General features: G+C 61.4%; 10 protein-coding genes and 1 riboswitch. Of the genes, 1 reads left to right on the forward strand and 9 read right to left on the reverse strand.

Going from position 1 to position 12484, the window contains the following annotated elements; translation table 11 throughout:
* Positions 1–51 precede the first annotated feature (51 nt).
* The 3 genes from NCT04_RS21450 to NCT04_RS21460 are packed head-to-tail and all read right to left on the reverse strand — an operon-like array spanning position 52 to position 7251.
* On the reverse strand, positions 52–603 hold the full coding sequence (locus NCT04_RS21450; protein WP_250467609.1) for an LpoB-related protein: 552 nt from the start codon (positions 601–603) through the stop codon (positions 52–54).
* 32 nt (positions 604–635) lie between these two features.
* Positions 636–4514 carry a tetratricopeptide repeat protein gene (locus NCT04_RS21455; protein WP_250467610.1) on the reverse strand — a complete coding sequence of 1293 codons (3879 nt, stop codon included), beginning with the start codon at positions 4512–4514 and terminating at the stop codon, positions 636–638.
* On the reverse strand, positions 4504–7251 hold the full coding sequence (locus NCT04_RS21460; RefSeq protein WP_250467611.1) for a bifunctional glycoside hydrolase/polysaccharide deacetylase family protein: 2748 nt from the start codon (positions 7249–7251) through the stop codon (positions 4504–4506). The genes NCT04_RS21455 and NCT04_RS21460 overlap by 11 nt, the downstream gene beginning before the upstream one ends.
* 382 nt (positions 7252–7633) lie before the next feature.
* Positions 7634–7714: riboswitch (cyclic di-GMP riboswitch) on the forward strand.
* Positions 7715–7814: 100 nt separating this feature from the next.
* Here NCT04_RS21460 and NCT04_RS21465 point away from each other — a divergent pair.
* Positions 7815–8573, forward strand: a complete 759-nt coding sequence (locus NCT04_RS21465; RefSeq protein ID WP_250467612.1) for a spherulation-specific family 4 protein — start codon at positions 7815–7817, stop codon at positions 8571–8573.
* A gap of 43 nt (positions 8574–8616) precedes the next feature.
* On the opposite strand, the gene NCT04_RS21470 is transcribed toward NCT04_RS21465, so the two are convergent.
* The 6 genes from NCT04_RS21470 to NCT04_RS21495 all read right to left on the reverse strand — a co-directional run bounded on the left by NCT04_RS21470 (position 8617) and on the right by NCT04_RS21495 (position 12426).
* Positions 8617–9324, reverse strand: coding sequence for an SDR family oxidoreductase (locus NCT04_RS21470; RefSeq protein WP_309848310.1), 708 nt, complete (start codon positions 9322–9324; stop codon positions 8617–8619).
* A 50-nt stretch (positions 9325–9374) separates the two neighbouring features.
* Positions 9375–10208 carry a helix-turn-helix domain-containing protein gene (locus tag NCT04_RS21475; RefSeq protein ID WP_250467613.1) on the reverse strand — a complete coding sequence of 278 codons (834 nt, stop codon included), beginning with the start codon at positions 10206–10208 and terminating at the stop codon, positions 9375–9377.
* A 9-nt stretch (positions 10209–10217) separates the two neighbouring features.
* Complete coding sequence (locus tag NCT04_RS21480; protein WP_250467614.1) at positions 10218–10775, reverse strand: carboxymuconolactone decarboxylase family protein; 558 nt, start codon at positions 10773–10775, stop codon at positions 10218–10220.
* Between the two features lie 369 nt (positions 10776–11144).
* On the reverse strand, positions 11145–11528 hold the full coding sequence (locus NCT04_RS21485; protein ID WP_250467615.1) for a hypothetical protein: 384 nt from the start codon (positions 11526–11528) through the stop codon (positions 11145–11147).
* Positions 11525–12145, reverse strand: a complete 621-nt coding sequence (locus NCT04_RS21490; RefSeq protein WP_250467616.1) for a glycoside hydrolase family protein — start codon at positions 12143–12145, stop codon at positions 11525–11527. Before NCT04_RS21490 ends, NCT04_RS21485 begins: the two co-directional genes overlap by 4 nt.
* The gene (locus NCT04_RS21495; RefSeq protein ID WP_250467617.1) at positions 12142–12426 is read right to left on the reverse strand and encodes a DUF7940 domain-containing protein; all 285 of its coding nucleotides are present in this window, start codon (positions 12424–12426) and stop codon (positions 12142–12144) included. The genes NCT04_RS21490 and NCT04_RS21495 overlap by 4 nt, the downstream gene beginning before the upstream one ends.
* Positions 12427–12484 lie beyond the last annotated feature (58 nt).

The raw sequence follows: 12484 nt of genomic DNA on the forward strand, positions 1-12484 counted from the left end.
TCAACCTGCATCCTGTATCTCGGCGGCAGGCAGGCAAGCTTGATCGGCGACTTACTGGCGCGCTTGCAACGGCGACAGCACATTGCCGATCAAAGTGGTCGCCACACTCGACAATGCCGAGCGGCTCCAGCCCGTACGCGTTCCCGTTGCGCTCCAGACGACCGAGCCGTTCGCGACATCGATCAGTTCGAAGGTCACGCCCACTACCGGTTCGCCATCTACGCCGGTCTTGTAGCGCCATTCCTCGACCGCGCCCGTCAGCACATAGCGCGCGTTTTGCGAGCGTGCCCATTCGAGCGACTTGTCGCCATCGCCGCGTTGCGCGTTATCGAAGAGCGCGTTGCGGTTGGTATCGGCGGGAGCGATACGTACATCACCGACACCGCCTGCGCGCAGCGTATTCGCCGCGATGGATTCTGCGCTCTTGCCCGCATCCGGCGTTTCCGTGTAGTTGGCGATGGACACGACAGCCACCTTGTCGCCATGCGTGAGCGTCGGGCCGGCCGTCTGACGCACCGTTCCGCATGCGCTCATTGCAAGCGCGAGCGCGGTTGCCGCCACACACCATGCGCCTGAACGCGCGAGTCGTTTGATACCGTGCATGTTGCTTCCCCTTCCGTGGATCCAGAATCGTTTCAATAAAACCAGCTATAGCGCGCACCGATTTGCGTGACCGGCGTACCGAGACGCGACACACGCTGATGCGAGAAGTAAAGCGCCGCATGATCGCCGCCGAACACAGTGCCCGCGAGGCCAAGACTGATGGACGGTCCCCAGCCCTGATTCGAGTCGTGCAGCACGCCTGCATCGAAGAATGGCCGCCATGCGCGCGTGTATTGATCGAGCAGATCGTTGCCGAAACCGACGAACAGGCCGTATTGCGAGTAGCTTTGCGGAATGAAGCTCGCGGCACTCACCGGACCGGCGGTCACCGGAATGAGGCGCGAGATCAGGCCATCGGCGGCGCCACTTGCGCCGTATCCGCCATGCGCGCCCATCAGGCGCAGCGTGTAATCCGGATAGTTCGTGCGAATGCGATAACCGATCTCGCCCGCCGACAGCACGCCGCTACCGAGATAGTTACGCGCCTGGCTATAGAAGCGATCGGCTTCGACCGTGCCCGTGGCATAGAGGCTTTCCGTCGCGCGATACATCACGGTGCCTGCGACGTTGTCCTTCACACCGCCCACTTGCAACACTTGCGACTCGCGTGCGGTCTGGTTGTAGCCCGCCTTCACGGCGAGCGACAAAGCGGAATTTCGGCCCCATTCGGCACCCGCCGATACGCTGTAAAAACTGTCGAGCGCTTCGCGGCGGCCCACGGTGACCATGAACGCCGTGTCGTAAGTCTGGCTGCGCGCGAAGACTTCCAACGAGCGATCCACCGAAGGGACATCGGTGAGTTGCGATGAATCCGTCGAATGCTGGAAGCGTTGAACGCCCTTTACGCCGATCATGTATTTGTCCGCGATCTTGAGGCTGCCGCCAAGCGTCTGCTCGATGTAATCGAGCGGATGTTCGACATAACTCGTGACGCTTGCATCGAGCGATTGCGGCCACGTCAGTGAGGTCTGCACGAGGCGGCCATGAAGTTCGTCGTCATAGGGCGCATCTTCGAGGCCTTGAAACGCGAGCTTTTGTGCATCGCCCGGACGATCCACCGCGATCGATGCATCGATACGGTCATAGATCGGCAGGCGCGCCTTCTGATCATCGAGAAGACGTTCCATCGCGGGCTTGTCGTTGTCGGCAAGCGCAATGGCGATCAACTGCTCCGAAGGCTGAACCAGCACGTCGGCGTATTGACGCGCGAGCCAGCGCTTCGCCAACGGATTCGCTTCGTGCGACATGGCCCAGGCAAGCGCGACATCGCGTGCAACGGACGAGGTCAGTTGTGTCTCTTTCGGAGATGCATTCGCGTTCGATGCCTCCAATTGCGCAGCGGGAAGACCGGCCGTATCGCCCAACAAGGTGCGGCGTGCGGCGGTGTCGTCGTTGCGCCCGGCATCGGTTGCGAGCAGGTCGATCAGCAATGCCTTCGATACATCCGCGTTCTCGAATATCGATGCCAGCGTCACGCGCCGGCCTTGCAGTTGTTCACGCACTTCACTGCCTTGCGACTGGTGCGTCTGCACGATGTTCTTTCCCACCGCCGTGTTCGCGCGAACGGCCGCTTCCTCGTCCTGCATCTGGCGCCAGACATTGCGGCGAATGGACCATGCGACGTCGCTGCGTCCCGCGATCTCTTGCGCCTCGGCATAGCTCAACTGCCACAGCGGATCACGCGATGCGGACGCCGCTTGCAGACGCAAGTACTTGAGCGCGGCTTCAGGCTTGTTCAAGCGCATATAGGCAGCAGCGAGCGGGCCCCACAACGCGGGCTCTTGCGCAGGCGTATCGCGCCATGGCTTGAGCGCGTCGTGCAATTGCGCATCCGTGCCGTAGTCGACGAGCGTCCAGAGCAATGCCGCGCGCAAGTCGAGCGCGGCACCCGGCAGCGTGACGGCATGTTGAAGATCGGCGAGCGCATCGAGCGGACGGTTCGTCTGTCGATAGTATTCGGCGCGAATGCGCAGGAACGACGGCGACTCGGACGCAACGGCGAGTTGCTCCGGGCTCAGGCTTTTGAGCAATGCATCGGCGCGATCGTATTGCTCGGCATCGGTGTAATAGTGGACTGCGCTTTCCAGCGAGCGCGGCGAACGATCGCGGCGATACTGCAACTCCGAGGTGCGAGCGGCATCGACTGGATAAGCGTCGTAGAAGTACGTCATGGCGCTCAAGTCTTCGGGCGTGGCCTCGCCGCTTGCAAGCAGATGCTTGTATGCGTCGTTGGCGATGTCATCGCGTTGCAGAAGACGCGCGAGTTGCGCCGCGTTGCGCCAGAACAGAATGTCATCGTTCCTGGCGCCTTGGCGTGCAGCGAGCAAGGCATCGAGCGCACCCTTGTAGTCGCCATGACGATACAAAAGGCTCGCGGTGCGCAATGCGTATTGCGTGTTCGCCAGATTGCGCTTGTTCAGCGCGCGATAAGCGGCGAGCGCTTCATCGTCGTGGCCCGAGCGTTCCGCAAGTTGGCCGAGCCGCAAAACGATGGCCTCGTTCGATATCGTGCGCTGACGGGTGCGCAGGAACGCCAGTGCATCGTCCGGACGGCCGAGACGTTCGTATGCCGCGACGACCGAGTCGAGCAGCTTGAGATCGGCGGGTGCGGCATTCGATGCCTGGATCAACGCGGCGAGATACGCGTTGTCGTCGTTGAGCATCGGAGCCAGACGCATGACGTTTTTCCAGCCTTCCGGGTCGTGCGTGGCTTGCGCGTAAGCGAGCCACATCTTGAGCGCGAGCGGCGACGCGTGATTCCATTCGGATACTTGAGCGAGCCGCTTCGTCCACACCGTCGAGCCGGGATTCTTCTCGACCTGTTCGCTCGCGACGCGCTGTGCGTTCTGCAAGTCGTTCGATTCGAGGAACGATTGATACAGGAGACCCGGGACATCGTCCGTGGCGTTCGGAGCCGATGCAGGCGTGGCAACACGAACGACATGCACATCGTGACGGTGCGTATGCATCGGCTGCGAACCATCCATATACGCATATTCTTTCTGTGATGCGCGCTCGCGAAGATACGCGACCAGCCGTAGCGCGCCGTCTTCATCCGTTGGCTGCGCTTGCGCATACCCTGCGAGCGCCTTTGCATAACGATCCACGAGGTCCGGCCGATGCGCCGCGCGCGCCAGATTCAGCAGCACGACAAGCGTCGCGTGATCGTGCGCGAACGCTGCGCCATGTTCCTTCGCGGCGCCAAGCGCTTCATCGAGCAGATTGCCCGACTGCAGCGCGCGAATGCCGTTGATGAAGCAATCACGCTTCGCATCGAACGTGGGTGCCTTCGCTTGCAAACGGAACCAGCCTTCCGCCGCGCCGCGATAGTCGCCGCCATACATGGCAAAGCGCACCACTTCGCGATTCCAGCGCGTCTGTTGTGCCGGGTCCTGCACGGCAAGCCGCGCATAGAGCTGCCCCGCAAGCTGTTGCGCATTCGCGGATGCAGCCGCTTCGGTCAGCATTTGCAAGTCCGCATTCGACCACGACAGCGCCGCCGCCTTGGTCAGTTGCGTGCGCAGGCGAACCAGCGCGGCCTCGCGGCCCGGATCGTTCGCGGGCAATGCGAAGGTCTCGCGCGTATCCACGGTCAGGCGCAGCAACTGTGCGGCGCGATGAAGCTCGTCACCAGGCGCGGCGGCCATGCGGTCAGCAATGCGGCGCGCATCTTCATCGCGCCCGAGACGCACGTATTGCGTGCCGAGCACCGAGAGAATCTCCGTGTTGCCGGGCTGCACGCGCAGCCACGCTTCAAGATAAGCGATGCTGAGATCGCTCGGTGCATCGGTGGATGTCAAGCGGTTGCGCAATCCGCCACGCGGATGCATGAACCATAGCGTGATCAACACGACGCCCGCGAGCAACATCACGAGCCACGTTGGCGCAATACGAGGGCGATTAACGAGCACAGGCGACCTCGACCGGCTTGTAGTTCAAGATAGATCCGACGTCGGCCGACGTGTCGAAGCGCAGGAAATCGCCATCGCGTCGGACAGCAACGCTTTGACCGTTGACGCGAACCTTGCACTGCTGCGCGTTCGCTACCTTGACGAACGGCTGATAGTGGCCGGCAAATTCGAACTGCATGCCTTGCGGCGTGCGGCTAAAGTTGCGCACGAAACCATTTGCCTCTTCGATATACGGCGCGGTCGTGGTACCGCCCATGGCAAAACGCGCACTGCCGTTATCGATATGGATGTAAGTACCGTCAGGCCCTGGCGCGAAACCCGTGACGCCCGAAGCATCATCGACCGATGGCTTTGCCGCTTGCGGCCAGTGCAATTCCCGCACTTCGCCATTGCCGCGCACGAGCCATTGACCGGACTTCGAATCGATGTCTTTTGCCACCGCGAAGGTATGCCAGTCGAGCACCTTGCGGATGTACTCGCTCACATAGACCGGCATCACCGGCTGCTTGAGTGTCGTCGAAAAGATCTGATCCAACGCGCGCAGCGACGCCACCTTGGTGCCGCTATACATGTGGTAATAGATGTCGATCGGCTTGAAGCGCTGCGGACGCTCGGTCATCGCGAACGTTTCCAGCACGCGCGTGAAGCCATAGAACGGACCTTGCCAGTCGTTCGTGTAGACGTTCTCGTCTTGATTCGGCGCATAGACCTGATATGCGCCGGGTCCCTTGTCCACACCGACCGGCGCGATATTGGTCCAGCTACTGGCCGACTTCGTGATGACCGTATCGCCGCCATTGAAGTTGTAGACGCCCGCCTCGGCCACCTTGCGCACGACGAAGCCAGGCGGACGGCAGTCGCCGGACCATTGCAGGAGCACGGTCTTCTTGCCGGCAGGTGCAAGACGCGAGTTGATATAGTCGATCGAGCCCGTGATCTCACGATCGATATTGAAGCGATATCCCGGGATATTCAACGAGAACGCCGCGTCGCCACCGCCGCGATCCATCTGTGCGCCCTTGCTGTCGACCTGTTCCCACTGAAACGGATGCGAGTACGTATGCGTGCCGATCTCGACGTGCGGCAGCGCGAACATCTTGCGCGCGATGGCTTCCAGACGGGGCGAGATATCCGGATGCAGACCGGCAGGACCGACTTCGCCTTCGATGACGGAGAGCGTCATCGGCACTTGATAGCGCGTGAAAATCTGCTGATACAACGCTTCGCCCGAGTAGTCGGGACCGGGGAATTCCGCGCGTGAGGCGAAGCCATCGCCATCCACGTGCGACATGAAAAGGCGTCGGCCGTTTTCCGTCGTCACGCTCGGCGCGGGCATGTCTTGCAGATGCAGCGCCGCCTTCATGAAGGCCATTGGTTGAATGGCCCAGCGTTCCTGTTCGATGCTGTCCAACGATACGACTGTGTAAGGACTCAGCGCGTACCCGCCCCACGGCGTGAGCGCGACTTGGTCCACCTCCTCTCCGCTTGCCGAGACGCGCAGCAAAGCTTGACTGCGCGGACCCACGCGCACGCCTTGCAGATCGCGCGGTTCCGGTTTCGGGCTGATCTCGAAGCCGATCATCGGATCGCTCTTGACGACCGTGACGGGCGCCGCGAACGTTCCGCCGACCGGTTGCAGATCGAGCGCGGCGCCAGCGGAACCGGCTGAATCGAAACCGAACTGACCGAGAAACGCGACAGGAATGTGATCCGCCATGCGCGCGGCAACCCATCGTTGCCAGACTTGTGCATCGGGCACCGCGCCGCGCTGAATCCATGCGACCACGCCTGCGTAACGGTCGGGTGTGATGTTATCCGGCAAGCGCGACGAAAAGTCGGCGTACTCGACGTCGTAGCCCATGTAATTGAGCGGCGTGGCGAGGTCACGCACCCCCGCGCTTAAATCGAGCGGGTCCTTGGTATCGCGGTCCTGCACGACGAGAATCTTGCGCGGCAGCACTTCTATCTTGCCGATGCCGACCACATCGCGCGCCTTGCTCGTCACGTAAGGCAGCATGCCTGCGGACACGACGCGGCTCGCTGTATCGCGCGCGCACTGCCGGTCGTTGCGATTGCAATACTCGATCGACACGACCGGCACGCCGCTCTGCTGCGTGAATTCGCGCGCCGCCGCCATGCGCCGTGCGCGCAACGCTTCAGGAACTTCCGTGAACTGACCACTTTCGTCTATACCGCGAATCAGCGAATCGCCGACGACCGCATACAGCGCGCTTGCATAGGGCAACGCGCTTTGCGCAATGTTCTCGCCACCCGCGATAAGACGCGCGTCCGGATGCGCCGCATGAATTCGAAGGGCTGCGGCAAGAGCGATTGGCGTATCGAGGAAAAATCCGCGATAACCACGCTGCCACAGCGCTTCGATTTCAGCGGCATTGCCGCTTTGACTACGCGCGATCCATGTCGTATGCGCGAGCGGATGCATGGACGGATCGAAGCCCGCTACCGGGTCGAGGACCACTGCGTCGAATGCCTGCAATTGATCGACAGGCGGATTCGCCGCGTAATAGAAAGCGATATTGGGTTGAGATGCAGCGGACTGTGAAGCGCGCGGCGCATTGGACTGCAGCGCCGCTGCTTGCGCATAAGCGATGAACGGATCAAGGCCCGCCGTGCTCAACAGAACGGCTGCCAATACGCGCATCACGAAACGTTCAGGCGCCCGTTCCGCACGCGCGCAAGAGAACATACCGGCGCGTGCCCGGGTCCACTTCTCCATCGGCAAGATCTTTTCCCCGTTTGATTTTTATACGAGTGCAGCGCGCTTTTCTCAAGGACATCGCCTTGAGGAAATCGTCACCGCAAGCTCATTCGGCTAGCCGCAATCGCGCTACGCAAAGCCCGCGTTGCGCGGGTCGCGAAGCAATATTTTTTTGCTTAAATGCCAAGGGCGCGCACGATAGCACATGACCTTTAGCCGCTCAAGACCGCTTATGCATCGAAAAAACCAGTGCACGTTGCTAGGCATTAACGACCATGTTCAATAGAACTTTAAGGCAAACGTTTGGCGACGCGCTGAGAGATAACGAGTCGTCCAAGCGTCATCAAGCGATGCCAAAGATTCCTTTTATTACGCTAAAGAAATCTCAAAGCCTGCCGTTAGGGGAGAGGGGCAAAACCGGAGTGATCCGGCGACGCAAAACTAAAGGGACTTTCTTAACGAGAGTTTGCCAGTTGCCCGCCGTCTGTGCGGCGGGCCAAAAGACAGCGGCGTGAATGACCGCGTCAGGAGGCTAAATGCTGAACGCAGCTTTGAAATGCTTGAACTGTCTGAAGTGGGCAATGCCTCTCGCCGCCTTGTTGGGCACCGGTAGCACGGCCTTCGCGGCCACAACGGTCAACACGGCCACCAGCGTCGTCATCCCCTCGTATTTCAATGCCACGAGCAGCGTCTCGAACTGGAACAGCTTGACCGCCACCGCGCGCAAGGTTCCGACCACGGCCATTCTGAATCCGAACAGCGGTCCCGGTATCAAGGAAGACGTCGCCTATGCCGCCGCCGTAACACGACTTCATGCGGCGGGCGGCAAGGTGATTGGCTATGTATCGACGTCGTATGCAAAGCGCTCGCTTTCGGCGGTCGTGGCGGACATCAACGCGTACGTGACGCTTTATAAGGTCGATGGCTTTTTCATCGACGAGATGACGGCCGATAGCCAGATGTCGCACGTCCAGTTCTATCAGTCCATCTACAACTACATCAAGGGATTGAAGTCGACATACTCGGTCATGGGTAACCCGGGAACGAACGTTCCCGAGCTTTATGCGAGCCTGCCGACCGCCGATCAGTTCGTGGTCTTCGAAAGCACGGTCAAGAGTTACGCGCGCTATCAACCGATGAGCTGGCAAGCCGCGTATCCGAAGAACCGCTTCGTGCATATGGTGTATGGCGCAACGGCCGCGCAGTTGCCGGGCGTCGTTCAGTATGCGAAGACACATGGCGCGGGCGGCGTGTATGTCACGTCGCTTGCCGGTTCGAATCCTTATAAGGCGCTGCCGCCGTATTGGGATCAGGAAACGGCGGACGCCATCGCGCCTTGAGATCACGGCCACACGAAGCGACGCCGGACACAGGGCATCGCATTCAAAGCGCCCGAACGATTCCCCCATCGACGCGGATGTTCTGTCCGGTGATATAGCCCGCGCCGTCCGACAATAGAAACGCCACGGTCTTCGCAATCTCTTCGGTCTTACCGAAGCGCCCTGCCGGAATGCGTGCGACGATCTCCGGCGTTTCCGGCCAGCTATCGATAAACCCCGGCAGCACGGAATTGATGCGAATGTTTTCCGCCGCGTGCCGCTCCGCATAGAGGCGCGTGAATGCGCTCAACGCCGCACGCAACGCCGATGAAACCGGCATCACCGGCTCCGGCGCCACCGCTGCGAAGCTCGAAATATTGACGACGGCGCCGCCGCCCTGCTTCTGAAACACCGGCGTCACGCGGCGCAGCACACGCACCACGTTGAGGATGATGAGGTCGAGGCCTTCGTGCCATTTGGCGTCGTCGAGTGCGAGGAGATCGCCTTTGGGCGGATGCCCCGTGTTGTTCACCACGGCATCGATGCGGCCGTATTTTTCGAGCGTACCTTGCACGAACTTTTCGATATCCGCGTCCTGCGCCACCGAACCCGTCATGCCGAAGCCGTTCAACTGCTCCGCGAGCGTAACGGCGCTGCCCGAAGGCGACATCAGCGCGACTTTGTAGCCGTTGGCCGCGAGTTCCTTCGCGATGGCCGCGCCCATGCCCTTGCCCGCCGCCGTGATCAGTGCAACCTTGTCCGTGGTCGTCATACGTTTCTCCTTCATAGAGTCGAATGAAGCACTCTATGCGCTGCAAGCGCCTATGTCGAGAACGTCGCCAAATGCCGCGCTTCCGTTGCATCGTCGGCGGGAAAGAGACACTCGATGCGCAACTCCTGCGCGGCGATGGTTCGCGGCGTGCCGACCGTCGTCACCATCGAGAAGTAGTCGAGCACCGTACCTTCGAAAACGAAGCCGAGCGGAACGACCGGCAACGCGGAAGCGCCGCGTGATACTTCCCGCGAGCGCCAGTCGCGCGGCACATCGGGATAAGCGAGCAAGGCATCGAAGAGATTACGCGTGCCTTCATCGACAAACTGCCCTACTGCTTCGCGATGCACGCGTTGCAAGAGACTGCGCGCGACGTTACCCCAGTCCGCGATGAACGGGCGCATGCCCAGCGGATCGAACATCAGATGCAGCATGTTGCGCGGCCCCGTGCGCGCGGACATATCGATGAAACGATTGAAGAAGCGCGGCGCGGCAGCGTTGGTCATCAGCACGTTCCAGTGCCGATCCATGACGATGGCGGGATAAGGCTCGTGCTGACGCAACACGCGTTCGAGCGCGCGCACGACGCCCTGCATCTCTTCGGCGTTCCACGGCGCATCGGAATAGAGCGGCGCGTAGCCTGCTGCAAGCAACAGCGCATTGCGCTCGCGCAGCGGCACGTCGAGCGTCTCGGCAAGATCAAGTACAGTCTGCCGGCCCGGCACGCTGCGGCCGCTTTCGATGAAGCTAATCTGCCGCTGCGATACGCCCGCGTCCAGCGACAAGCCGAGCTGACTCACGCCGCGCACATCGCGCCAGTAACGCAGCAGGTCGCCGATAGCGTTCGACGTTCGACTTTTCTCGGCGTGAGCGGCTGTCGTCATGTGCTTTCCTCAACGTGTCGGCGCTTGCCACGCATACTCGGCGAACTGCGCTTCGAGCGGCGGTTGCGTGACGCTACCGGTGTAGTTCGTGATGGTCGATGCCGCCACGACCGCGATTACATCGAGTATCTGCGCGGCGCCGAAGCCGGCATCGATGAAACGCTTCTCGTCGGCGCGATCGATCCGGCCGCGCCTGTCGATGAGCGTGCGCGCCAGCGCCGAGAGCGCGGCGAGGTTTCCATCGGCGGGCAAGCGTGCTTCGCGGATGGCATCGACATCGGCGCGGCTCACGCCCTGTTGCAACGCGAGCGCCGTATGAAACGCGGCGGCCCATTCGCTGCGGTTCGTCACCGCGTTGGTGAGCAGCAGCGTCTGAATCTGCGGCTCGCTGAGCCTGCTCGCGTGCACGCGCTCGAACAAGCCGATGAAGCCATTGATCAGCGTGGGCGATGCAGCCATCGCGCCCGCGATGTTCGGCACGAGGCCGAAGGTTCGTTGCAGGCGTTCGAGCACAGGCTTCGATTGCTCGGGGGCGGTTTGAATCGTATGAACGGTATGGTTCGACATGAGAGGCTCCTTGTTCTCGAACGCTGCGGCCAACATGGCTGCATCGCGATGATGAGAGAGTAGGAGCGCGCGTGAGGCTCGCCAATTACATGGCATGTAATTAGGCGTTTTCGCGCTTTTCTCTTTCCTGTCATCCACTTAGGTTCGTTTTCCGCACGAAATCGCATGCCCTGAAATGCACAACACGGCACTAATAGAATCAAAGACATACAGCGGCATTCTAGACGGCGTTACTTTCGGTCGCCTAACTTCCAGCCGCAGTGCGCGATGCCCATTTTGAGGTTCGCCGTTACCTGGTCAAGGAACGGTCGAGACATCGCGCGCACGTCGGCATCGGTCGGCGTCTCGGGCTTGAAATACAGACACGAGTTATCGACGACCCGGGTCGGTCCCGGCACTTCCTTGACCTGTTCCGGGGTTGTCTGCACCGGAGCCGTGGAGCAGCTTGAGAAGCTCATCGCGAGCAGCGTCATCATCGAGACGCGCCTGAGTGTTTTCAACATCGGTTCTCTCCTGCGCGGCGGTGGCCGCAGTCTTTGCCGCGTCGGCGTCGGCTTGCACATCAGCCGTCTTGCGTGCGTTGAGGTTGTCTTCGGCAACGTGTTGCTGTGCCTTGGCGGCGGCGATGGCGGATTGAGCCTGCTGCTTCGTATCAGCGACCGTCGCTTTGGCGTTCATGTGCGTGAAAACTGCCCACGCGCCCACTAGGCCAGCGACGATCCATGGCCCAAGTTTCATCACTAGTTCGATCATTTCCCGTCCCTCATCATGTTGGCGAGGCGCAGCGCGCGGCCCGGCTTCGCGGCCGTGCCAATGCCGACGTCTTCGCGCGCCCATTTCGAATCAAGCATCTCGGCGGCGGCCGTCGAATAGTTCGCCGTGCGCGCCGCGGCGAGCATCTTCGTGAACCCGAGCAGACGTCCGATTCCCATGTTGAAGCACATGTTCGCGATGACCCGCTGCCGGACATCGTCGAGCGCACGCCACCACGACAGGTTGCGATCTAGATCGACGTACACGTCGTCGAGGTCGTCCTCGAGCAGCTGATCGACCTGGCTGTCCGACAGCGGGTAGGTCCACCCGGCCGGCAGCGGCTTCGCATTTAGGTTGTGCCCTACGCCGGTCGTCGGTATGCCTTTAGAGTCGAGGTAGCGGGTGTATTTCACGCCCTCGTCGCGCCGCAGCTCGTCGACGAGTTGCATCTCGTTCTGCGGCGTAATTGTCGGGAGCCGGGACGACAGAGCTACGGCGGGCGCGGAAGGCGTGGGCGCAGGTGGCGGAGGAAGCGGCTCAGGCGTCGGCAAGGGCTGGTAACCGCCGCCCTGCTGCTTTGGCTTGAACAGCGCGAGAATAGCGTCGAGCCAGCTCATTGCCGCGCCTCGCTATCGACGGCTGGAATCCGACGGATCGACGTGTAGCGGATCGCGAGGAACGTCAGCCCGAAGATCGTATAGGCGATCCACTGCTGCGCCGACTGCGGAAGCACTGCGCGCAGCTCCATCGGCATACCGGCCCATGCACCTGCGAGCGCCGGGCCTAAGCCGACAACCGTCGTGAACGCCGTACCGGCGATGACGGTGCCGCGGGTGTGAAGCTTCCGCCAGTTATCCGCGAGCGTGAGGCGCCAGCGAGTGAAGGGAATATTGAACATGCGACCTCCAGAATGCAAAAACCCGGCGCGCGGCCGGGTTGGTGTGAAATGAAATGGT

Origin of the sequence: Caballeronia sp. GAFFF2 (genome assembly GCF_023631485.1) — a bacterium.
Lineage (GTDB): Bacteria > Pseudomonadota > Gammaproteobacteria > Burkholderiales > Burkholderiaceae > Caballeronia.

Coding starts and splice junctions, on each gene's coding strand:
- NCT04_RS21490 (WP_250467616.1), bottom strand. CDS start 12,145: ATGAGCTGGCTCGACGCTATTCTCGCGCTGTTCAAGCCAAAGCAGCAG.
- NCT04_RS21495 (WP_250467617.1), bottom strand. CDS start 12,426: ATGTTCAATATTCCCTTCACTCGCTGGCGCCTCACGCTCGCGGATAAC.
- NCT04_RS21470 (WP_309848310.1), bottom strand. CDS start 9,324: ATGACGACCACGGACAAGGTTGCACTGATCACGGCGGCGGGCAAGGGC.
- NCT04_RS21485 (WP_250467615.1), bottom strand. CDS start 11,528: ATGATCGAACTAGTGATGAAACTTGGGCCATGGATCGTCGCTGGCCTA.
- NCT04_RS21460 (WP_250467611.1), bottom strand. CDS start 7,251: ATGGAGAAGTGGACCCGGGCACGCGCCGGTATGTTCTCTTGCGCGCGT.
- NCT04_RS21475 (WP_250467613.1), bottom strand. CDS start 10,208: ATGACGACAGCCGCTCACGCCGAGAAAAGTCGAACGTCGAACGCTATC.
- NCT04_RS21480 (WP_250467614.1), bottom strand. CDS start 10,775: ATGTCGAACCATACCGTTCATACGATTCAAACCGCCCCCGAGCAATCG.
- NCT04_RS21450 (WP_250467609.1), bottom strand. CDS start 603: ATGCACGGTATCAAACGACTCGCGCGTTCAGGCGCATGGTGTGTGGCG.
- NCT04_RS21465 (WP_250467612.1), top strand. CDS start 7,815: ATGCCTCTCGCCGCCTTGTTGGGCACCGGTAGCACGGCCTTCGCGGCC.